The 23,968-nt window shown below is 37.9% G+C and carries 19 protein-coding genes and 1 pseudogene; 6 read left to right on the top strand and 14 right to left on the bottom strand.

The genetic code is table 11. The features are described from left to right. Window positions 1–370 precede the first annotated feature (370 nt). On the top strand, window positions 371–3,256 hold the full coding sequence (locus ACFIK7_RS08465) for an EAL domain-containing protein (RefSeq protein ID WP_375631388.1): 2,886 nt from the start codon (window positions 371–373) through the stop codon (window positions 3,254–3,256). A gap of 42 nt (window positions 3,257–3,298) precedes the next feature. On the opposite strand, the pseudogene ACFIK7_RS08470 reads toward ACFIK7_RS08465, so the two are convergent. Then, window positions 3,299–3,965 (bottom strand): annotated as a pseudogene (locus tag ACFIK7_RS08470) (YqgE/AlgH family protein). Between the two features lie 71 nt (window positions 3,966–4,036). On the opposite strand from ACFIK7_RS08470, the gene ACFIK7_RS08480 reads away from it, so the two are divergent. Continuing rightward, window positions 4,037–4,915: a protein-disulfide reductase DsbD domain-containing protein gene (locus ACFIK7_RS08480; protein ID WP_375663227.1), complete on the top strand. Its 879-nt coding sequence runs from the start codon at window positions 4,037–4,039 to the stop codon at window positions 4,913–4,915. A 26-nt stretch (window positions 4,916–4,941) separates the two neighbouring features. Here the strand turns inward: ACFIK7_RS08480 and rnhA are convergent, their stop codons facing one another. The 4 genes from rnhA to cyoE all read right to left on the bottom strand — a co-directional run bounded on the left by rnhA (window position 4,942) and on the right by cyoE (window position 8,547). Continuing rightward, a complete protein-coding gene (gene rnhA, locus ACFIK7_RS08485) occupies window positions 4,942–5,409 on the bottom strand; it encodes a ribonuclease HI (RefSeq protein ID WP_273791355.1) in 468 nt (155 codons plus the stop codon). 5 nt (window positions 5,410–5,414) lie between these two features. After that, on the bottom strand, window positions 5,415–6,374 hold the full coding sequence (locus tag ACFIK7_RS08490; RefSeq protein ID WP_273791354.1) for a homoserine kinase: 960 nt from the start codon (window positions 6,372–6,374) through the stop codon (window positions 5,415–5,417). Beyond that, window positions 6,374–7,429, bottom strand: a complete 1,056-nt coding sequence (gene ispH, locus ACFIK7_RS08495; RefSeq protein WP_375631385.1) for a 4-hydroxy-3-methylbut-2-enyl diphosphate reductase — start codon at window positions 7,427–7,429, stop codon at window positions 6,374–6,376. The genes ACFIK7_RS08490 and ispH overlap by 1 nt, the downstream gene beginning before the upstream one ends. Window positions 7,430–7,611: 182 nt before the next feature. Continuing rightward, entirely contained in the window at window positions 7,612–8,547 is a 936-nt protein-coding gene (cyoE, locus tag ACFIK7_RS08500; protein ID WP_273791365.1) for a heme o synthase, read from the bottom strand. 344 nt (window positions 8,548–8,891) lie between these two features. Between cyoE and ACFIK7_RS08505 the strand changes: the two genes are divergently transcribed. Beyond that, window positions 8,892–9,431, top strand: coding sequence for an invasion associated locus B family protein (locus ACFIK7_RS08505; RefSeq protein WP_273791352.1), 540 nt, complete (start codon window positions 8,892–8,894; stop codon window positions 9,429–9,431). A 110-nt stretch (window positions 9,432–9,541) separates the two neighbouring features. Beyond that, the gene (gene tldD / locus ACFIK7_RS08510) at window positions 9,542–10,966 is read left to right on the top strand and encodes a metalloprotease TldD (RefSeq protein WP_273791351.1); all 1,425 of its coding nucleotides are present in this window, start codon (window positions 9,542–9,544) and stop codon (window positions 10,964–10,966) included. Between the two features lie 519 nt (window positions 10,967–11,485). Here the strand turns inward: tldD and ACFIK7_RS08515 are convergent. From ACFIK7_RS08515 to ACFIK7_RS08550, 8 genes are all read right to left on the bottom strand, one after another. Beyond that, window positions 11,486–12,739, bottom strand: a complete 1,254-nt coding sequence (locus ACFIK7_RS08515; RefSeq protein WP_375663228.1) for a class I SAM-dependent RNA methyltransferase — start codon at window positions 12,737–12,739, stop codon at window positions 11,486–11,488. Then, entirely contained in the window at window positions 12,736–13,479 is a 744-nt protein-coding gene (locus tag ACFIK7_RS08520) for a TlyA family RNA methyltransferase (protein WP_375643156.1), read from the bottom strand. Before ACFIK7_RS08520 ends, ACFIK7_RS08515 begins: the two co-directional genes overlap by 4 nt. A gap of 16 nt (window positions 13,480–13,495) precedes the next feature. Next, window positions 13,496–15,403: a 1-deoxy-D-xylulose-5-phosphate synthase gene (dxs, locus tag ACFIK7_RS08525; protein WP_375663229.1), complete on the bottom strand. Its 1,908-nt coding sequence runs from the start codon at window positions 15,401–15,403 to the stop codon at window positions 13,496–13,498. A gap of 241 nt (window positions 15,404–15,644) precedes the next feature. Further along, window positions 15,645–15,899: an exodeoxyribonuclease VII small subunit gene (locus ACFIK7_RS08530; RefSeq protein WP_273791347.1), complete on the bottom strand. Its 255-nt coding sequence runs from the start codon at window positions 15,897–15,899 to the stop codon at window positions 15,645–15,647. Window positions 15,900–15,906: 7 nt separating this feature from the next. Then, the gene (gene ribB / locus ACFIK7_RS08535) at window positions 15,907–17,010 is read right to left on the bottom strand and encodes a 3,4-dihydroxy-2-butanone-4-phosphate synthase (RefSeq protein ID WP_375663230.1); all 1,104 of its coding nucleotides are present in this window, start codon (window positions 17,008–17,010) and stop codon (window positions 15,907–15,909) included. A 15-nt stretch (window positions 17,011–17,025) separates the two neighbouring features. Further along, window positions 17,026–18,114, bottom strand: a complete 1,089-nt coding sequence (gene aroC, locus ACFIK7_RS08540) for a chorismate synthase (protein ID WP_375663231.1) — start codon at window positions 18,112–18,114, stop codon at window positions 17,026–17,028. Between the two features lie 146 nt (window positions 18,115–18,260). Beyond that, window positions 18,261–19,079, bottom strand: a complete 819-nt coding sequence (gene fabI / locus ACFIK7_RS08545; protein ID WP_273791344.1) for an enoyl-ACP reductase FabI — start codon at window positions 19,077–19,079, stop codon at window positions 18,261–18,263. Between the two features lie 128 nt (window positions 19,080–19,207). Next, window positions 19,208–20,110 (bottom strand): J domain-containing protein, encoded by a 903-nt coding sequence (locus ACFIK7_RS08550; protein ID WP_273791343.1) that lies wholly within the window; start codon window positions 20,108–20,110, stop codon window positions 19,208–19,210. Between the two features lie 325 nt (window positions 20,111–20,435). Between ACFIK7_RS08550 and pdxH the strand changes: the two genes are divergently transcribed. Beyond that, window positions 20,436–21,059: a pyridoxamine 5'-phosphate oxidase gene (gene pdxH / locus ACFIK7_RS08555; RefSeq protein WP_375628318.1), complete on the top strand. Its 624-nt coding sequence runs from the start codon at window positions 20,436–20,438 to the stop codon at window positions 21,057–21,059. A gap of 237 nt (window positions 21,060–21,296) precedes the next feature. Here the strand turns inward: pdxH and ubiA are convergent, their stop codons facing one another. After that, window positions 21,297–22,301 carry a 4-hydroxybenzoate octaprenyltransferase gene (ubiA, locus tag ACFIK7_RS08560; RefSeq protein ID WP_375631380.1) on the bottom strand — a complete coding sequence of 335 codons (1,005 nt, stop codon included), beginning with the start codon at window positions 22,299–22,301 and terminating at the stop codon, window positions 21,297–21,299. A gap of 90 nt (window positions 22,302–22,391) precedes the next feature. On the opposite strand from ubiA, the gene purD reads away from it, so the two are divergent. Further along, window positions 22,392–23,675 carry a phosphoribosylamine--glycine ligase gene (gene purD, locus ACFIK7_RS08565; RefSeq protein WP_375663232.1) on the top strand — a complete coding sequence of 428 codons (1,284 nt, stop codon included), beginning with the start codon at window positions 22,392–22,394 and terminating at the stop codon, window positions 23,673–23,675. Window positions 23,676–23,968 lie beyond the last annotated feature (293 nt).

Genomic DNA, 23,968 nt, shown 5'->3' on the forward strand with positions numbered 1-23,968 from the left:
AACATCACATATTTTATCATAAAATTTACCACAAAAGCTCTTCTAATTAAATAAGTTTTGGAAATATTGGGCAAAGAGGCGTACAAAACTACCCAATTCATACTTCATGTGATAAAGATTCTAATGAGTGAAGGTATATCCGTGAAATCTGGAAATTTATGGTTTAACTTTGCCCTTTTAAAATATAAAACTTCATTCGCTTCAAGTTCTATTGGAGCAAATGGGTATGTGGTTTATTTGTATATAAAATCACACAACTTAAGAAAAAGTGATAACAATTTATTATGTAAATAAATTATAAAAGGTGGACGTTTTTTCTCAAAAATCGAAATGAAAATTAAACATCCTAAAATATTGAGAGTGGGACATTGTGAAGAGTTTGCGTAAAATAATTGACATCATTTTCATTGTAGTCGTTAGTTCTTTTGTCCATCTTACATCAGCACAAGCAATTGAGCCAGTTAAAATTTCTTCTCAAGATGCTGCTCTTGATCTCTCAAAAGCAATTGAAATTCACCATACAAACAACTCTATTTTTCAAACAAGTACAGCGCCAGGACCAGATGGTATTGTATGGCGTATTGAAGTGCAGGCAAAAAATGAAAAATTTTCCGGAAATTGGGCAGTTTTTTCTCTTGCAAATCCAACAGATGAACAAGTTGATCGTCTCATTGTTGCCCCCCATTACCGCATGGCACGTTCTGGATTTTTTTGGCCAGACCTTGGATCAGCAAGGATTCAATCCATAACGCCAAGCGAAGGTTTTTCCCTCGATCGTCAACTTAGTGCAAACTCTGATATCTTTCGTATTACTCTTAACCCTGGTGCTGTTGTTACATTTGTGGCCGAACTTAACTCTGCAAATCTACCGCAAATCTATTTATGGCAACCTGAAGCTTATAAAGATGCAATTAATTCTTATACGCTTTATCATGGTATTCTTCTCGGGATATCAGGTCTCTTAGCGCTTTTGTTAACTGTTCTCTTCGTCGTCCGTGGAACAGGGCTGTTTCCTGCAACAGCTGCTGTTGCTTGGGCAGTGCTTTTTTATATTGGTATTGACTTCAACTTTTTAAATAAATTCTTTGCAGTTACACTCACAACACAACCAATCTGGCGTGCTGGTACAGAAGTAGCTCTTACTGCTACACTCTTCATTTTTCTTTTTACCTATCTCAGCCTTAACCGCTGGCATTATCATTTTAGTTACGGTGCTATCGCTTGGACCATTGCCTTTTGCAGTCTAGGAGCCTTTGCTATTTATGATCCCATCAGAGCAGCTGGAATTGCGCGTTTGTCTTTTGGCCTTACCGCTGTGCTTGGTATAATATTAATCATCTATTTCTCAATCAGAAGCTATGACCGCGCTATTATGCTTATTCCAACATGGTTGCTCATTAGCTTTTGGTGTGTTGGAGCCTATGCTTGCATAGCTGGACATTTAAACAATGATATTATCCAGCCAGCATTAGCGGGGGGATTAGTGCTCATTGTTCTTCTCATAAGCTTTACTGTCCTGCAACAAACTTTTTCTAATGACGCTTTCCATGAAGGAATATTTTCCGACCTTGAACAACAAGTACTCGCAGCAAAGGGAGCTGGAAATATTATTTGGGATTGGAATATCGAGCGTGACCGTATTGTTGTACATCCAAACATGGCAACCCTTTTTGGTACTGAAATTCATAACCTCAATGGACCTATGCGCAACTGGATTTCAGCCTTGCACCATGATGATCGTGAACGCTTTCAAGCTGTATTGGATATCATTCTTAAAAATAAAAAAGGGCGCATTGATCAAATTTTTCGTCTTTCTTCCGGTGGTGGTTATTATCATTGGTTTTCTCTTCGTGCACGTCCGGCTATGCAAAAAGATGGAAAAATCACACGTGTCATTGGAACCATTGTCAATATTACTAACCATAAAAAATCCGAAGAACGCTTATTGCATGATGCAATCCACGACAGCTTAACCGGACTTCCTAACCAACAAATTTTCTTTGATAGACTACAAAATTATACCTCTTTAGCGAAAGCAAATATCAAAATTAGACCGACTGTCTTTATGATTGATTTTGACAATTTTCGCCAAATTAATCGCAAATTAGGCATAGCAGTTGGGGATACTGTACTGCTTATAATCGCACGTCGTTTAAATCGTCTCATTAACTTTCAAGACACCTTATCGCGTCTTTCAGCAGACCGCTTTGCAATTATTTTACTCAGTGAAACCGAACCACAAAAAATTGCAGCATTTGCAGATCATTTGCACAAAACAATTTCAGCACCTATTTCACTTTCAGAAAACAAAATAATCCTTTCAACCTCTATCGGATTGGTTACATGGAGTGAAAGCCGATCGACGGCTAAAGATATTTTTAATGATAGTGAATTAGCGATGATTCGCGCAAAACAAATGGGTGGAAACCATATTGAACCTTTTCGTCCTAATTTTCGCACTTTGGGTCTCGAACATAATACTCTGGAGAAAGATGTTCATTATGCCATAAAACGTAATGAGATGAAAATCCTCTACCATCCTATTCTTAATTTATCAGACGGACATATTATTGGTTTTGAAACAATTGTAGAATGGCATCATCCCACTTATGGAAATTTAAATGTCTCTGATTTCATAAAAATCGTAGAAAATGAACAAATTGTTATGGATTTGTCACAATTTATCATCGATAATGCCATTATTGATCTTATAAATGTACAAGAAAAGTTTTCCCAACAATCTTTCTTTATTTCAATTAATTTACCAAGCGCAGAAATGATTCATCCTCGTTTTATCAGTCAATTGCGTGCCGCTTTGCTTCGCCATCCGCTCCACAAAGGGCGTCTGATGATTGAAATATCTGAATTTGTCTTAAGAAATAATCCTGAACAATCAGCGCACTTTCTTGAACAAATTAAAACACTGGGAATGAATCTCGCACTCGATAATTTTGGAACAGGTTATTCGTCTCTGACCTATCTCGTACGTTATCCATTTGATATGGTTAAACTTGATCGTTCACTTATCTCAATCGACTCTCTTAAGAAGAAAATTGTTCTAAAGTCTATCATTAATATGGCAACAGATCTTAATTTGCAAATTATCGCAGAAGGTGTTGAAAATGAAAAAGAAGCAATCTTTCTTCGTCAAGAAGGCTGTAAATATGTTCAAAGTACACTTGTGACGAAACCGATTGCCATAGAAGAATTAATTACACTCGTTCAGAGCCATTTCCCTTATAAAATAAAAACATAATGGATAAAATAACGTGTAAAGTTAAAAAGCTTAGAAAAAACTCTACGCGTGTCCCATTTCAGAAGCAAGATAAGTTGGATCGATACCCATGCGTGTTAAACTTTTATCATATTTGCAGCTTAAATCGCTTTCAAAAAGAAAACTAGGTGATGTAGAACTGATTAGCCAACCATTTGTAGAAATTTCTGCCTCAAGTTGCCCCGCTTTCCATCCAGCATAGCCTAATGCGACCAGTGCATGTTGCGGACCTTGTTCGCAACTGATCGCTTTTAATATATCAATTGTCGCAGTAAAACAGATCTTATCTGCAATAAAAACAGTTTCTTCACAAGCATAATCATCTGAATGAAGGACAAAACCACGCGAAGGATCAACAGGACCACCATAGCGAACTGGAAACTGTTTTATTGGTTCAGAAAGACTTTTTTTTTGGCCACTGTCTATGACTCCCAAATGAAGCAAAAGCTCTGGAAAATCAATATGATGCAATTGATTAAGAATGATGCCCATCGCACCGGCATCAGAATGCGCACAAATANAGCAAAAGCTCTGGAAAATCAATATGATGCAATTGATTAAGAATGATGCCCATCGCACCGGCATCAGAATGCGCACAAATATAAATAACAGAACGAATAAAGCGTTTGTCATTCATCCCAGGCATTGCTATGAGTAATTGTCCACCTAAAAAGCCATTACACCGCTTCATTAATCTGTTATTCTCCATAATTTACATGATAAAAGTTTGTTCATTTAGCACACTAGGAAAATAAAACTCCAATGAAAAAAAGTCGTATATTTACAAATTTACAAAATATCGCAACTTTCTTTTATAAAAAGCTTTTCGTTACTTTAAGCTTAACATTCATAGTTTTAGAATTACTTAACATTCCTGTAAATGCTCAAACAGAACAAAAACTCCAGCTTTTCGCAACATCTTGGTATGAATCAGATGGTGGTCGTATCCGATTAGCGATCACTGAACCTTCTCTTTCTGGAATAAGAGAAGGCATTATTGAAATTGAGCTTAAACCAAGATGGAAAACTTACTGGCGTAATCCAGGTAATTCTGGCATGGCACCATTTTTTAATTTCAACCAACAGATTTCTTATGAAATCTTTTATCCTACTCCACAGCTTTTTGAAACAGAAAATGATTGGTCATTAGGTTATAAAGATAAAGTAATATTGCCCTTCAATCTTTCTGGTTCAAGCAAAAATTTAAGTGGTGCTTTCACTCTTGGATTATGTAATAAAATCTGTCTTCCATTTACTATTAACTTTGATTTTTCGCCATCTGCTCTTAAAAATAAACATCTTCCTGCTTCCTTCTTAAAAAAGGCGCAAGATTCTTTGCCCCGCATGATGCAGAATGCACTAAAAATAAGTGCCGAAAAAAATAACAGTACCCTTCTTATAAAAATACAAAATAACAACAAAACTACACCTTCCTCTCTCTTTTTAGATGGAGGAGAAATGCAAATTGGAGCAGCAAGAAAAGTCAGTGATAACGCAGAATATACACTCTTCAGTGCTCCACTCTATTTCGCACCAGAAGAAATAAACCAAAAAATTTTTTATACAGTTTCTTTTAAAGATCACGCCTTAAGTGGAACATTCATATTCCATACGCAGCCAACCCCGCTTGCGACTCCGTGATAAAAGAAAAAGCTCCCAAACAGCAATTATGCTGGAAAACGTCCATTTTCACGATATTGAGTAATTGCTTTGCGAGCAAGGGCATCTGCGCGTTCATTTTCTGGATGTCCCGCATGCCCTTTTACCCAGTGCCATCTGACTGTATGACAAGAACTAGCATCCTCAAGAGCTTGCCATAGCTCCATATTTTTAACAGGACTTTTTGATGCGGTGCGCCAATTATTCTTTTTCCAATCTTCAATCCACTTAGATATACCGTTACGCACATAAACTGAGTCTGTATAAAGATCGACCAAACAGGGCTCTTTAAGCGCCTTTAATGCACAAATAGCCGCCATGAGTTCCATTTGATTGTTTGTCGTATGAACCTTACCGCCATAAAGCTCCCGTTCATGACCATTCCAGCGTAAAATTGCCCCCCATCCTCCAATTCCAGGGTTCCCTGAGCAAGCACCATCTGTATAAATTTCAACGACTTTTTGTTGAGTTGCCATAAAATTTAAAAACCTAATTCACTTAGCGAATTTACATTACTGAAAAAACAAAGCTTGTGCCAATACTCCCATGGATCTTTCTTAATAACAAAGCTATTAGGCGGTGTATTAAACCAATCATATAGACGTGTGAGTAAGAAACGTAGAGACGCACCACGAGCTAATAAAACCATCTTGTCCAATTCTAAAGGGATCAATGGTCTTATTTTTTGATAACTTTCCAATAACTTACGTGCTTTGGTAAGATTATAGGAATGATCAGGCTCAAAGCACCAAGCATTTAAACAGATCGCTAAATCATAAGCAAAAAAGTCATTACAAGCAAAATAGAAATCTATCATCCCAGAAAGACGATGATTCACAAAAAAGACGTTATCATTAAATAGATCTGCATGAATAATGCCTATTGGTAAATTGAACGGCCAATTTTTCTGTAAAAAAGCCAATTCCAACTCAATTTTTTGTCCAAATTCTTTTAACAATGCATCTTCTTTGGTTTGACAACGTTGCCACAAGACCTTCCAATCCATAACAGAAAGAGTATTTTTACGACTAAGTGTAAAATCCTGTCCTGCTAAATGTAATTGTGCGAGCCCCATCCCCACTTCGCCACAATGATCTATATTGGGCTGGCGGATCCACTCTCCTTCCAGAAAAGTAATAATAGCGGCAGGACGTCCTGCTAATTCACAGATCATCATTCCATCATTTTGAATAACAGGTTGAGGACAAGGAATTCCACGCTGTCCTAAATGCTGCATCAAGCGACAAAAAAAAGGTAAATCATCTTTTGAAATACGCTTTTCATAAAGTGTTAAAATAAATCGCCCTTGTGTTGTCTCTAACATAAAATTAGAATTTTCAATCCCCTCCTCTATACCTTGATAAGACAAAAGTGATCCTATTGCATAACGTGTTAAAAACACTTTTAAATCATTTGGGTGAATATCTGTATAAACGGCCATTATTCTGCTTTCGTTGTAGATATGTTTGTATTCTGATTTTCATTTTTTGCATTATTTGCTTGACCATTGACGAAAGCCATATCTTGAGACGTTAAAATGACGTCACGTAATTCGCGACTCACTAAAAATTTTTCCGTTTCTACCGCTGTTTCAGCTAATTCTATTGTGACATCATAACGCTCACGAAATGCTGAAATAATTTCATCAATAATAATTTCAGGAGCCGAAGCCCCTGCTGAAAGACTGACAATAGAAAGAGATTTTAGGTTTTCAAAATTAATTTCATCAGCGCGCTGAACTAAAATAGCTTGCCGCGCACCAGACTTTTCGGCAACCTCTACTAAACGTCGTGAATTAGAAGAATTTGGTGCTCCAACAATCAAAAACAAATCGCTCCCCTTTGCCGCTGCTTTAACCGCATCTTGTCGATTCGTTGTAGCATAGCAAATTGACTCAGCCGCTGGGGCTGCTAATGTAGGAAAACGTTGTTGTAATATATCGATAATTCCTGCAGTATCTTCAACAGAAAGCGTTGTTTGTGTCACAAATCCTAATTTATCTGGATCATTGGGTTGATAATGCAAAGCATCTTCTATCGTTTCAATAAGCGTCACAGCCCCTTCTTCAAGCTGTCCCATTGTCCCTATCACCTCAGGATGACCAGCATGACCAATCAATATAACATGACGACCATGACGTTGATGTCGTATCGCTTGTTTATGCACTTTCGAGACCAACGGACATGTTGCATCGAGATAAAACAAATTATAGCATCGCGCTTCTTCTGAAACAGATTTTGGTACACCATGAGCAGAAAAAACAACCGGTTGATTGCGATGTTCTTCTGGAATCTCATCAAGTTCTTCGACAAAAACAGCTCCCCGTTGCTGTAATCCCTCAACCACGTAGCGGTTGTGTACAATTTCATGACGAACATATACTGGAGCACTATATTTTTTTAATGCAAGCAGAACAATCTGGATAGCACGATCAACCCCTGCACAAAATCCACGTGGACCACAAAGACGTATCGTTAAAGGGGGAAGTCCAGACATAAATCATCCTTAATCTCTATAGTTTTAGCTATGTATTCAAACAACCTATTATTATACATGAATAAGCAATGTAAAAAAACGCGCAATATCATCTTTTGCATAAGAACAGACTCTATCGTGTTTTCTTACAGAATTTTCTTGAAGAAAAGCTCTTTTTAAATTTGCTTTTTCATTTTATTTGCCTAAAGAGCGATAAAATACCAAACAAGAGATTCAATCAAAAGAACTCCAAAGATAGCTGCCAAATAGAGTAACGAAAAGAAAAACGTTTTTTTGGCCATCAAAATAGTTTCATTATGTGTATCAGCTTTCCATAAACGATAGGCAAAATAAATAAAGATAATGCTTAAAATTGTTGAAAAAATAGCATAAAAAATTCCGCCAAGACCAATAAAGCAAGGAGCAGCAGCACATAATGCCATCAAAATAGTATAAAATAAAATCTGTTTTTTTGTTGAATGTTCACCTCGTACATTAGGCATCATAGGGATGCCTGCAGCCTCATAATCAAGAGATGAAAATAAAGAAAGAGACCAAAAATGGGGGGGGGTCCACATAAAAATGATCAAAAATAATAAAAAGCTATCAATACTCACTGTCCCTGTTGCCGCGGCCCATCCAATCATTGGTGGAAAAGCCCCAGAAGCACCACCAATAACAATATTTTGTGGTGTGATACGCTTTAACCAAATTGTATAGATAACGACATAAAAGAAAATCGTAAAAGCAAGAAAAAATGCCGCAAACCAATTAATGAAGCTCCCCATAACCAATACCGAGAGCATAGAAAGAACCATGCCAAAAATAAATGCCTTTTGAGAGCTGATTTTACCCATGGGAATGGGACGCTTTTTAGTCCGTTCCATCACAGCATCAATGTCAGCATCATACCACATGTTCAGTGCTCCCGCACCACCGCCACCAGCAGCAATACATAAAATTGCTAAAAAACCATACCACGGATTGATAGGAACAGGAGACACCATCAAACCAACTAAAGCCGTAAAGATCACAAGAGACATAACACGTGGCTTTAATAATGTGATATAATCACTAATAGTGGATTTTGGTGGCGTTGATTTACCATTCACAACCGATAACTTTTCTGAAACTGACATTCCACTCAAAGCCCTTTTCCATTTCTGTCATTCACAAACCCAATATTATCTGACAAATATTATCTAGCGTATGGAAATGACCAATTAAGACCAATCGTATTTTTGAGAAAATATGAAATATCTCTTTCGCACGTATACCCTAAAAGTAGATGAAAATACTGGCAATAAAAACACATTTTTTCAATCAACGTTCTTTCCCATATTACAAGTGTATCATAAAAATATATCCTATGAATTAATATATTTGGGTAAATACTGATTTTGTGTTATAGTTTTTTATAGGGAATTCATTTTTTATGTAAATCTATGCATGGTTGTGAGTGTTAAGTCGGATAGGATTTTCTGTGATACTTTATAAATTACTCAAAAAAACTTTTTTTATTGGCACTGTTTTTTACACACTTTATAGTAGTTTTATCAGTCATGCATTTGCACAAACACCCTATGCGCAAAGTGTCCCTGCTCCACAAACCTATGGTGCATGGACAAAAGTTTGTTCTCTACCACCAGGTACACCTAACATGCAGTGTGAAGTTGTACAAAACGTTCACACACAAGGGCGTCAAGATATTACCTTGCGCGTTACATTTTATAAACTTCCTCAAAAGCAAGGTGCCTTGATGCGTGTTTTTGTTCCGATTCGCGTTGAATTACGTCCTGGCGTTGGAATTAAAATTGACGATAAAAATATGGGCAGAATGGAATATCGTCGTTGTCTTGGTGATAATTGTGTTGCTGAAGCCTTTCTTAAAGAAGACATATTGCAGCTCTTTTTAAAAGGAAAAATGGCAACCTATTTTATCTTTACAACTCCGGAACAAGGGATTGGAGGTTTTGTTGACCTTCATGGTCTTGGCGACGCCTATGCAACCTTACCAACATGAGTGAAATCAATACACTTTAAACGATTGAAATTTCATCGTATATTTTGAAAGATTCTTAAAATTAGATTGACAAAAATCTTCTAAGCCCCCATAAAAATAGGATAATTCTTATGAAATCGCTGATTGATCATTTTGATATTGCTTCCTCTAAAGTGCAATCACTTGTACAGGAAACACTTCATCATGCTGATGATGGTGAGCTTTACCTTGAGTACACAGAAAGCGAAGCTCTTTTATTTGATAATGGGCAGCTTAAAAACGGCTCATTTCATCAAGATATGGGATTTGGACTACGCGTTGTTGCTGGAGAGGCTACTGGATATGCTCACTCTAGTGAGTTATCAGCTGCTGCACTCAAACGTGCCAGTGAAGCTGCTAAAGCTGTTACCTATAATAATCATGCAGGGCCTTATAGTATAGCACCTCAACAAACAAACAAAAGACTTTATCAACCGCATAATCCCCTTGATGCTCCATCATTTGAAGAAAAAAGTGCTCTTTTGCAAAAAATTGATGCCTATTTACGTGCTAAAAATGATAAATTGCATCAAGTGACTGTTTCTCTTTCCGGCTCGCTACAACATGTTGAAATTTTACGTGCAGATGGTTATTTGGTTCGTGATATTCGTCCCCTTGTGCGACTTTCTATATCTGTGGTCGTAGCTGAAGGCAATCGACGTGAAAATGGTTTTTATGGGTGTGGAGGGAGACAAGCATTTAACCAATTTATTCATGAAGACAATTGGAAGAAAGCTGCAGATGAAGCCTTACGTATGGCTTTAACAAATTTAGAAGCAGAAGCAGCACCTGCTGGATCTTTTGATGTTGTCTTAGCCAACGGATGGCCTGGTGTTATGCTCCATGAAGCCGTAGGTCATGGTTTAGAAGGTGACTTTAACCGTAAAAAAACATCCGCTTTTGCTGGACTTTTAGGACAACAAGTTGCAGCAAAAGGTGTTACAGTTGTTGATGACGGAACAATTCCACAATGCCGTGGCTCTCTCACTGTTGATGATGAGGGGACCCCTTCAGGATATAACGTTCTCATTGAAGATGGAAAGCTCGTTGGTTTTATGCAAGACAGGCTTAATGCACGGCTTATGGGAGGTAAATCAACTGGAAATGGACGGCGTGAATCTTATGCTTATGCACCAATGCCACGAATGACCAATACAATCATGCTAGGAGGAGATAAAACACCTGAAGAAATCCTTTCTTCACTTAAAAGTGGTATCTATGCTGTTTCATTTGGTGGAGGACAAGTTGATATTACTTCTGGAAAATTCGTCTTTGAATGTACTGAAGCATACCGAGTAGAAAATGGTAAAATTTGTGCACCAATCAAAGGGGCAACTCTTATTGGAAATGGACCGGATGCTATGAAACGTATCACAATGATTGGTAATGATAGTAAACTAGATAATGGTATTGGTATGTGTGGAAAAGCTGGCCAAAATGTCCCTGTTGGTGTTGGCCAACCTCACCTTCGAATCAATAATATGACAATCGGTGGAACTGCGCTTATAGAGGAATAAGCTTGCTCATTCCTTCCCCGTATTGCTTCCTTCTCGTCTATTACGACCATTTTGTGAGGGGGTACAATGCATTGATTTATAAAGATAATCTAGCGTTATTCATATTGTATTAGAACCTTGAATACCGTAAGATTCTCTCATTTTAAATCTGTGTCTGTTGAACCAATCAAAATCATTCGTTTATACATTACAGGCAGGGAGAGTTATATGGATAAAAACTGTACAAGAAAGAACTAAAGATTCTTCTTATGGACCGTCTCAAGTACCAAGAATTTTAGAAACATTGGGAGATGGCAAATATAACGATGGAACAGGCTTATTCAGACACATATTCTTCGTAATCCATTAGTCTTTTTTGTGGTTTTTTTTGTGTGGGGTAACTTGTCTTTTATATTTCATAATAAAAAAGCACTTTCTACATTCAGTGCTCTTAGATCAACGAGAAAAAGGTTATTATTATAGATAAATTTTGGAGAGATTTTATAATAATACTCAGGTAAACTTTTAAAAAAAATTAGGCTAAAGTTTCCAACCTTTCTTTTTTTTCTTTTTGCTCAAAACAGCAACAATTTCGACATGTGGTGACCATAAAAATTGATCGATCGGTATGATTTTTTCTACTGTATACCCCCCTGCAACAAGAAGAGATAAATCACGAGCAAATGTAGTAGGATTACAAGAAATTGCCACAACACGTGATACTGTTGTCTTCGCTAATTCACGTACTTGTTGCTCTGCACCAGCACGGGGAGGATCAAAAACAACACTCTCAAAACATTCAAGTTCCTTTACAGAAAGGGGATGTCGGAAAAGATCACGTTTTTCACAAGTGACCGTTTTTAAACCAGTCGCAAAACGTGCTGCTGTATTTAGATTTCTTAATGCATCTTCATTATTTTCTACTGCATGAACATTCATCTTTTTTGCCATACGCAAGGTAAATGTTCCTACCCCTGAAAACAAATCAACAGCATTCTTTGCTTTTTTTAAATGAGTCAAAATAATATTGCCCATTATATTTTCCGCTTCACAAGTTGCTTGCAGAAAACCACCAGAAGGAAATTCAACACGGACATCTCCAAAGTAAATCTCTGGTTTTTCTCGTTCAACCAAAACTTCACCGTCAACAGATAAACGTATAATCCCATATGAAAGAGCAGCACTGATCATTTTCTGACGAAGTGATTCATGGTGTATAATGCAACCGCTTAAAGCAACATCTAAACCATTTTCAACACATGTTATCGTAACATGAAACCGTTTGGCAGAGTTTTTTAGAAAAGCACAGAGCTCTCTGATATTATGCAACTGAGAAATAAGCTCTGGACGGCTTACTGGGCATTCCTCAAGAGCTACAATCTCATGAGAGAGATAACGGTTAAAACCAACTTTTTGCCCCTGTGGGGTCATGGATGCTGTTAGAGTAATCCGCCGTCGGCTATAAGGTTTACATTCTATTAAAGGCGCAACAACATTATTAAGTCCATACTTTTTAAGCGCCTCAACAACCAATTGTTGTTTCCATACGCGATAAGCATCCATATGCCAATGCTGAAGAGTACACCCTCCACATTCTCCAAAATGCTGACAAAGAGTATCAATGCGTTCTGATGATTTTTCTTTTAATGCTATATATGTTGCATATTTTCCATGAACAGTAATTTCAGCACACTCTCCTGGTAAAGTAAAAGGAACAGAAACGAAGCCGTGAGACGTCTTAGCAATACCATAACCATTTGCTCCGATATGATCGATTATGACATTGTCATTCACTCTTGTTTTTCTCCGAATAGTAAATATTCCACGTTGCCATCACCACCTGTAATAGGGGAAGAAATTAAACCTTTTGCACTCCACCCTGTTTGTGTATTTAACCAAACAAAAAGCGCCTCAGCAGTTTCTTTAGCACTTGATGGACTTAATATTCCTCCCTTACTAAAATGTTTACGACCAACCTCAAACTGAGGCTTTACCAGTAAAACAGCTTGGGCACCCTTTTTGGCTAAAGACAAAACAGGAGGCAATGCAAGTTTGAGAGAAATAAAGCTAACATCTGAAACGATAAGATCAATTTCTCGCCCACCTAAATGTTCCTGTTTAAAATCTCTGACATTCAAGCCTTCTAATAACGTTATAGCACTGTTGCCCAATAAACGTTTATCAAATTGATGATGCCCAACATCAACAGCAATGACATGATCTGCTCCACGCTCTAAGAGAACTTGCGTAAAACCACCTGTTGATGCACCAACATCAATGGCTGTCACTTTATCTGTTATAATTGGAAATGCATCAAGTGCAGCAATCAATTTTAACGCTGCCCGAGAAACATAATTCTGCGCTGGATCACAAACGGTAATCTCTGCATCATCAAAAACGATTTGCCCAGCTTTAAAAACGATTTCTCCGTTAACTTTAACAGTTTGGCGCATAACAGCATCACGTGCGCGTGAACGTGTCTTAAAAAAGTTTTTTTCAACTAAAAGAATATCGAGTCTTTTTCTGGCAGCCATCTCATACTCGAATTTTTTATCCTGTTCGAATCTCGCGGTCCAAAGCTGTAAAAACCGTGTTGACAATGCCCATAGCATCAAGCCCGATACGTGAAAGAACTTTTTCTGGTGAGCCGTGATTCAAATATTCATCTGGAAGTTGTAGTGTACGAACTTTCAAACCATGCTCTAAGAGCCCTTCTTGCGCTAAAAATTGTAATATGTGCGCTCCAAATCCACCGATTGCCCCCTCTTCAATTGTCACCAATACCTCATGCTCACGTGCCAAACGACGCATCAAATCCTTATCTAAAGGTTTTGCAAACCGTGCATCTGCAACCGTTGTAGATAACCCTTCAACCTCCAACGCATCAGCAGCTTGCAACACTTCTGACATCCGCGTTCCAAAACAAACCAAAGCGATCTTATTCCCTTCACGCAGAACGCGCCCTTTTCCAATTTCTAATAACTCACCACGTTGCGGTAAATCTATACCAATCCCCTCACCACGCGGATAACGAAAAGAAATGGGTCCCTGATCATAAGCTGCAGCTGTACGCACCATATGCATCAATTCAAGCTCATCAGAAGGTGCCATAACAACAAACTCAGGAAGAGTGGACAAAAAAACAATATCAAAACTTCCAGCATGTGTTGCGCCATCTGCCCCCACAAAACCTGCTCGGTCAATAGCAAAACGTACCGGTAATTTTTGAATTGATACATCATGAATAATTTGATCATAAGCACGCTGTAAAAAAGTAGAATAAATTGCAACAAAAGGCTTATACCCTTCACAAGCAAGTCCTGCCGCAAAAGTTACGGCATGTTGCTCAGCGATACCAACATCAAACATTTTTTCAGGAAATTTTTTCGCAAAAGAATCAAGACCTGTCCCTGTTGGCATCGCTGCTGTTATGCCAACAATCTTATCATCATGGTGAGCTTCTTCTATTAAAGCTTTAGAAAATACCTTGGTATAGGGTAGAATATTACTTGATGCTTTTACCTGTTTTCCTGTCGTGACATCAAAACGATTAACACCATGATATTTATCAGACGAGGCCTCTGCAGGTGGATATCCCTTTCCCTTATGGGTTACAACATGCACCAAAACAGGACCGTTAGGATATTCACGAACATTTTTAAAAACAGGCAATAAATGCCCCAAATTGTGCCCATCTATGGGTCCAACGTAATAAAAGCCAAGCTCATCAAATAAAGTTCCCCCAACCAAAAGGCCACGCGCAAATTCCTCTGAACGACGTGCCTTATCCCAAAAAAACTTTGGCAACTTTTCGCTTAACATCTTTACGCGTTCACGCAAATGACGATAAGAAGGACGAGATACTAATCGTGCAAGATGTGCACTCATAGCACCTGTAGGTGGTGCTATAGACATATCGTTATCATTAAGAACAACAATCAAGCGTGCATTCAAAGCACCAGCGTTGTTCATTGCTTCATAAGCCATACCCGCAGACATTGCACCATCACCAATGACAGTTATGATATTGCGTCTTGTCTCTGCTTTCAAAGCACTTGCCACCGCCATGCCAAGCCCCGCTGAAATAGAAGTAGATGAATGCCCCGCTCCAAATGGATCATACACACTTTCTGAACGTTTTGTAAAACCAGATAATCCGCCCTCTTGACGTAATGTGCGAATTTTTTCTCTACGCCCCGTTAAAATCTTGTGTGGATAGGTTTGATGACCAACATCCCAAATAATCCTATCCTCTGGTGTATTAAAAATATAATGTAATGCAACAGTGAGCTCAACAACACCAAGTCCCGCCCCAAGATGACCACCTGTTACAGAAACCGCATCAATTGTTGCGGTCCGCAACTCATCAGCCAACTGTACCAAATCAGACTCATGCAATGCCCGCAAATCTTGCGGAAAACAAATACGGTCAAGCAATGGTGTTAGGACCTGAGACAAAAAAAATCCTTTCTATTATCTTAACTCAAGAAAACGCAACGATAAAAATACATCTTCTCTACTCTTATTTACAGTTTTGCATCTTTTTTTACTGAAAAATGCTCTTTTCTATTTGAGATGAGCTATAATTTCCTCATTTTTAAATTATTATATAAAAAAGAAATCAATAAATTTTTCTGTTTGTAAACTAAGGTTATTTCATCTCTTAAGTCCCACAATAAATATCCAAAAAGATTTAATATTATTTAGCATCAAGTGGTTCTACTCCTTCTGGAGAACCTTCTTCTGAAAACTGGATTTTTTCAACTTTAGCTTCAGCAACTCTTAAGAGTTTTTCACAATGCTTTTTAAGCGCTTCACCGCGTTCATAAATATCAATGGATTGTTCCAAAGGCACATCGCCACGTTCCAAATTTTCGACAATAACTTCAAGTTGCTTAAGCGCTTGCTCGAAGCTTAAGGTCGTAATATCCCCCTCTTGTATCTCTTTTTTCATATGAACCTCAAAAAATATCTGTTCTGGATATACGAATTCCAAAACCTTCCAAACCTACATAATGACGCTCTTTAGAAGCATAAACAATAACAGAGCCTATTCCTAAATATTTTAAAATTTGTGATCCTAAACCAATTTTGCGCCATTCTTCTTCGCGTTCAATCGCCTGCACATGGTTTTCTGAACTGTCTCTTGCCATGTTTTGAATACCAATAGTTGATTGTATAACAGATCCTTCACGCAAATAAATAAATACGCCACGTTTTTCTTTTTCCATCATACGCCGCATCATCACCATAATATCTGAAGTTTGACAAAAAACGTCATTTATAATGTTTTCATGATGTAAATACACAGGAATATCCTCCCCCTCACGGACATCACCAAAAACAATTGCAATATGCTGAACGGCTTCCCAAGGGAGTTGATAACTTTGAATAATAGCGGGACCTACAAATGTTTCAATAGGCATTTCTCCAACATTTTTGATCAATATTTCCTTACGTTGGCGGTAAGCAATTAAATCTGCAACCGTTATAATATGCAACCGATGTTCTTGCGCAAATTTCATAATCTGATCGCCATGTTTAACGCTTCCATCATCATTAACTAACTCACCGATAACACCAACCGGCGGCAAATTAGCTAATTTACATAAATCAACAGCCGCCTCTGTGTGACCTGAACGCATGAGCACCCCCCCTTCATGCGCAATCAAAGGAAAAACATGCCCTGGACGAACAAAATCATCCGCACTTGCATTTGAATTCGCAAGATTACGTACAGCTAATGTACGGTCATGTGCTGAGATCCCTGTTGTTATGCCGTGTTTAAAATCAACAGTAACCGTAAATTGTGTCCCATGTGCAGAATTATTATCTGGTACCATAGGAGAAAGATTAAACCGTTTTGCTTCTTTTTTTGGCATAGGTGTGCACACAATACCTGTTGTGTGACGAAGAATAAACGCCATCTTTTCTTCTGTACAATGCGCTGCAGCAACAGTTAAATCACCTTCATTTTCACGGTCATCATCATCTGTTACCACAACAATTTCACCGCGTTCAAAAGCTTTAAGTGCAGAAACAATTTTTTTTTCATCATACGCCATTGTTCACCTTCTCAATCACCCAACTTGACCGCGATGTCTTAGATAATGGTCAGCAATAGCACAAGCAACCATCGCTTCACCAACAGGAACGGCACGGATCCCAACACATGGATCATGACGCCCCTTTGTTATAACGTCTATATCATGACCATCAACATCAATAGAGCGACGAGGTGTTAAAATTGATGAAGTAGGCTTTACAGCAAAACGTGCAACAATTGGCTGTCCACTCGATATTCCCCCTAAAATACCTCCCGCATGATTTGATAAAAAAAGCGGTTTTCCATCATTTCCCATTCGCATTTCATCGGCATTTTCTTCTCCCCTCAAGCGGGCTGCCGCAAAACCATCACCAATTTCCACACCTTTTACCGCATTAATCGACATAAGTAACGAGGCAATATCTTGATCAAGCTTTGCGTAAATAGGGGCTCCTAAACCTGCCGGAACATTTTCTGCAACGATCTCAACAACCGCTCCAACAGATGTTCCCTCTTTACGGAGTTCACTGATATAATCACTAAAAATGTGAACCATCTCTGCATCAGCTGTAAAAAAAGGATTATTATTAACCTCTGACCAATCCCAACGATCACGATTAATATTATGAGGACCAATTGCTATCACTGCTCCTCGTACAATCAAACCAGGAACGATTTTACGAGCAAATGCACCAGCTGCAACACGTGCTGCCGTCTCCCGTGCCGAAGCACGTCCCCCGCCTCGAAAATCACGAATGCCATATTTAATATCATAAGTATAATCCGCATGTCCTGGACGATACTGATGGGCAATCGAGCTATAATCCTTCGAACGCTGATCTGTGTTTCGAATCAACAGAGAAATTGGTGTACCTGTTGTCACCAATGTCGTCCCATCGTCTTGAACAACAACTCCTGAAAGGACCTCTACTTTATCTGATTCTCGGCGCTGCGTTGTATATTTTGATTGTCCTGGTTTGCGTTTATCAAGATAAGCTTGAACTTCTGCAAGAGTAAAAATAATTCCAGGTGGACAACCATCAATGACACAACCAAGAGCAGCACCATGACTTTCACCCCATGTTGTTACACGAAACAAATGACCAAATGTATTATGCGACATGAAAAAGATCCGTTTCTCTGTCAAATATTACAACGACAACGCATGTTGTATGCTATACACAAGGTAGCTCTTTGCGCTCAAATACTCTTAGCCACTTTAAATTTGGTCAAATTACTGCTGTCCAATAAAATCCTATAAACCAAACTTTATTCTTTAACGACAGAAATGTCTGGTGCATCAACGGCTTTCATACCTATGATATTATAACCCGAATCGACATGATGGACTTCACCAGTAACAGAACGAGACAAATCTGAAAGAAAATAAAGCGCAGAATCACCAACCTCTTCAATTGTTACCGTACGACGTAATGGAGCATTATATTCATTCCATTTTAAAATATAACGAAAATCACCAATACCAGAAGCTGCTAACGTTTTAATGGGTCCAGCAGATATAGCATTAACACGAATATTTTGAGGACCTAAATCTACCGCTAAATATTTCACGCTCGCTTCAAGAGCCGCTTTAGCAACCCCCATTACATTATAATTTGGAACAACCTTTTCTGCTCCATAATAGGTCAGTGTCAAGATTGAACCACCATCTGGCATCAATTTTTCTGCACGCTTCGTTAGAGCCGTTAGGGAATAAACGGAAATATTCATGGTCATCATAAAATTTGATTCGCTGATATCAATATAACGACCACTTAATTCATCTTTATCAGAAAAACCAATAGCATGAACTAAAAAATCGAGTTTTCCCCATTTCTTCTCTATTTCTTTAAAGACCGTATCAATAGAGACACTGTCAGAAACATCACAATGTCCACAAACAAACCCCTTTAATTCTTCAGCCAAAGGCTCAACACGCTTTTTCATTGCTTCACCCTGATAGGTAAAAGCAAGCTCTGCCCCTGCGCTACTTGCCGCTTTAGCGATTCCCCAAGCGATGGAGCGATTATTGGCCAACCCCAAAATTAAACCACGCTTACCGTACAATAAACCATTACCCTTAGCCATCAGCACTGCCCCATTGTTACTTAAAATTAATATTATTCATCTGCCTATGACACAGGTCAACTTTTTCTTCAAGCAATTGGTTTAAAATCAAACAAAAACTACGCTTTTATATATAAAAAATTTTAAAATTAATCTTGCTGCATTTGCAAAAACTGTTCTAGCGCGGCATTTTCACCTTCCGGCAACATAATGCGAACATGCACATAAAGATCATCTCTTGTACCATTTTTTAAACGAAGCCCTTTCCCTTTCAACCGTAAAACGCGATCAGAACTTGACCACGCAGGAATCGTTAAAACCACACGTCCCTCCAACGTCTCAACTTCTTCTTTCGCTCCCAAAACAGCATGTTTAAGAGAAACTGGTAAATCAAGATGAAGTGCTCTTCCTTCAACCCGAAAACGAGGATGTTTTTGAATCTGAATGGTTATCAACGCATCTCCTGCTTGCCCAAGAGCTACCTCTTCTCCCTGACCTTTTAAACGAATAACCTGTCCGTCTTCAATATAATATGGAAGTTTAATTTTTAACTTTTTTCCATTTGGAAAAACAGCTTCCACCTTTTCTGCGCCAACCATCTGCTCTAGTGTTATGGCAAGATTAGCACGAACATGTGCTCCTTGTTGGGGACGGTTATAGTGTGTGGAATTCGAAAAGCTACCTCCTCCTCCAAACAGATCCCGAAAAATATCACTCGCATCAAAACCTGCACCACCTGAAGAGGAAAAATCAAATCCCTTTGCTCTTCCTGAAAAGGGATTTTGTTTATTGCTAAAATTTTCACCAGTACCATAGGCTTGATAAAGCGGTTTTCCTTCCATATCAATTTCACCGCGGTCAAATTGTGCCTTTTTATCTTTATCACCTATAATTTCATAAGCTTGATTAATTTCAGCAAATTTTTCTTTAGCCTTTGCATCATCTCTATTATGATCTGGATGATACTTCTTTGCTAATCTTCTAAATGCCGATTTAATCTCTTGCGATTTTGCGGTACGTGCCACACCCAGAATCGTGTAGGGATCACGCATATTGCCCTCTTTTCAATTTTTTCGTTTTCAAAATATCAACTGATCCGTTGTTCAATATCCCTTATAGCTTCATCAATCTATTCTAGAGAATAATTTCTTCTTTTCTCTTTATATGTCTATCAATAAACTAAAATACCAGATAAAATGAGATATTTATTTAATATAGCTCCTTGTAGTCTATGCTAAAGTAAAAATAATTAAACTACCATAGAAATACACGATAGCATTGGCTTTTTGAAAATGAGAAAAAATGGTACTGTGACTTTTTGATGATAAAGTAAATGAGAAAATGCCTCACCCATGCTCACTGATATTTGGAGAAACTATGAGCAAAAAAATACCAACAGATGATCATTTTATGCAAATGCAAAAACCTTTTGAACTTTTCGCAAAGTGGCTTGAAGAAGCAACGATAAGTGAAATAAATGATCCGAATGCTATGGCATTAGCAACAGTTGACGAAACAGGACTCCCTAATGTTCGTATGGTTCTCCTCAAAGACTACAGTCCCCAAGGCTTTGTCTTCTATACCAATTATGAAAGCTGTAAAGGACAAGAAATTTTAAAATCAATGAAAGCATCCTTAGGTTTTCATTGGAAATCGCTCCGTCGTCAGGTAAGAATTAGAGGAATTGTTGAAAAAGTAAGTCAACAGGAAGCCGATGCCTATTTCCAATCACGACCACGTGGTAGTCGAATTGGTGCATGGGCATCTAAACAATCTCAACCTTTAGACAATCGTTTTGTGCTCGAAAAAGCAATTGCTCAATATACTGCGCGTTATGCTCTAGGTAATATTCCACGACCACCTTATTGGTCTGGGTTTCGTGTTAAACCCCTTTCTATAGAGTTCTGGTGTGATCGCCCATTTCGTTTACATGATCGTCTGCTTTTTACACGAGATTGTGTTGAACACAGCGATTGGAAAAGACAAAAACTTTATCCCTAATCCTTCAAATTTCATCGTTATGAAGATTTTTTCTTCCCAACAGTTAAACAAATATTTTTTATTTGAAAAATTCTAAAAGAAGATGATTTATTTTATTTAAATAGAAGAATTTCATTTCCACTGTAACAGTTGATTAGTAATATTTTCTACTGTATCGCTTAAAAATAGATTAGCAACAAGCTTATTTTAAAAAACATACTGTATTCAGTAGAAACTATGATTTTAGCTAACTTATTTTTAGACCGCAGGATAAAATATCGTCCATATACCCCCACATACTAAACCAGCAAAAATCACAAAACCAATAAGCGAATTAGATTTGAAAAGCCTGAGGCATTGTGAACTGTCATCTATATCAATGACTTTAATTTGAATAAACATATGGATGCTTGCCACAAAAATCCCCAAAAAACTAAGAACAGGGACTCCAGCTAAATAAAATGCTAGACTAATGAACATCACAAAACCACCATACAAAAATACTAAAGCACGCTTGGTTGCTTTACCAAAGAGAAGAGCCGTAGAACGGACACCAACAGTAACGTCATCTTCTTTATCTTGATGTGCGTAGATTGTATCATATCCTATGGTCCACAAAATTGATCCCACATAAAGCAAGATTGGTGCCCAGCTTAAACTTCCAAAGACAACAGCCCACCCCATTAATGCCCCCCAATTAAACGCAACGCCTAAAAAAAACTGCGGCCAATATGTTACGCGTTTCATAAAAGGATAAAATGCAACAGCTATCAATGACGAAATACCTAGAAAAAAACTAAACCTATTAAATTGTGATAAAACAACTAAACCAACCAAACATTGCACAAGTATAAAAACTCTTGCTTGAAACCGACTCACATGACCTGTCGGCAATGGGCGAGAACGTGTCCTTTCTACCTGAGCATCAATTTTATGGTCAATAAGATCATTCCAAGTACATCCTGCCCCTCGCATAGCAATAGATCCCAGAAAAAAAAGAAAAAGATACCAAACCCAATGAAGAAACATTGATAAAAGAGTATCGTAATGCATTTTATAAGAGAAAAAAGCCATTGTTGTTGACCAAAAACAAGGCCACATCAACAATTGCCATCCAATAGGCCGATCCCAACGCGCCAATTGCGCATAAAACCATAAAGAACAGGGAAGGAAATTGTAGACCCATTGTTTGGAAGATGCATCCATAACCCGTCCTTGGCTATCATAGGACTGAACATGCGCGATATTTTTATTTTTTTTCATCAAATGATTTACCTTTGGTCTTGCGATAGAGACATTTCATTCTTATGAGAAGGAGATGAGATTAATCATCTTTTATGAGAGGAGCAAGCAATGAATATTCTTCTTATTGGCTCAGGTGGACGAGAACACGCTTTAGCATGGAAAATAGCAGCATCACCACTGCTAACAAAGTTATACTGTGCTCCTGGAAATCCTGCAACAACAGAATTTGGTGAAAATATTAATTTAAACATTGATGACCATTCCCTTGTTATTGCTTTTTGTAAAGCACATTCTATTGATCTTGTAATTGTAGGACCAGAAGCACCATTGGTTGCGGGTATAACAGACTCCCTTAATAGCGCTAACATCTGTGTATTTGGTCCTACTCAAAAAGCTGCTCAACTAGAAGGTTCAAAAGCTTTTACAAAAGATTTATGTCGTAAGAATAACATTCCTACAGGAAGTTACCAATGCTTTAATGATGCCTCTAAAGCTAAAGCTTACATTCAGCAACAAGATGTTCCCATTGTTATTAAAGCTGATGGCTTAGCAGCTGGCAAAGGTGTCGTGGTTGCAACAACTATGGAAGAAGCATTTAACGCAGTTGATGCCTGCTTCAAAAGTACATTTGGAGATGCAGGAAACAAAATTGTTGTAGAATCTTTTCTTGAAGGTGAAGAAGCAAGCTTCTTCTGCCTTTGTGATGGTAAAGTTGCTCTTCCTTTTGGATCTGCTCAAGATCATAAACGTGTAGGTGATGGGGATATTGGAGCAAATACCGGTGGTATGGGTGCTTATTCACCAGCGCCCATCATGACCAAAGAAATAGTGAATCGTACTCTCAAAGAAATTGTTGAACCAGCTTTAAAAAGCATGAAAGAAATGGGCGCTCCCTTTAAAGGTATTCTCTTCGTCGGATTAATGATAACGCAAAAAGGACCCGAATTAATTGAATTTAACGTACGATTCGGTGATCCTGAATGTCAAGTTTTAATGATGCGCCTCAAAGATGACATTTTGCCAATTTTTCTTGCTGCAGCTCAAGGAAAACTTGAAAATAAGCCTCTTCGGTGGTCTGAAAAAGCTGCTCTCACCGTTGTTATGGCTGCTAATGGTTATCCAGACTCTCCCCAAAAAGGTACTGTTATCCGTAACGTTGATCAAGTAAACTCTCTTCCCGATGTGAAAGTTTTTCAAGCTGGTACAGTGTTGCGTGATGGAGAACTCATTGCAAATGGTGGACGTGTTCTCAATATAACTGCAACAGGAAAAACGATTACGCATGCACAAAAACGTGCCTATGAAGCTGTTGATTGTATTGATTGGCCAGAAGGTTTTGTTCGTCGTGATATCGGATGGAGAGCCGTTGCGCGAGAAAATAAAATCCTTTGAATATTCTTTTTTACGATTTTATTATTTTATATAAGAGCATGACACACAAATTTTCTCACTGTTTTACGTTGACCATAATTTTGAAAAAATGAGTGTGCTTTCCTTTGAACAATCAAATATTATAAATAGAATATCTACTCATGATAAAATAGGAAAATTTTTTGAATCTGAAAATGTAATATAAAATGATCATTTTACTGTTACTTTAAACGTATTTTCTCATCATTTTTATAAACACTTTCTTTCTTATAAAGTCCTGAAGAAAAACATATATACTATCATTTCTTTTATCT

The sequence above is a fragment of the Bartonella sp. CL266QHHD genome (genome assembly GCF_042195355.1).
Classification (GTDB): domain Bacteria; phylum Pseudomonadota; class Alphaproteobacteria; order Rhizobiales; family Rhizobiaceae; genus Bartonella.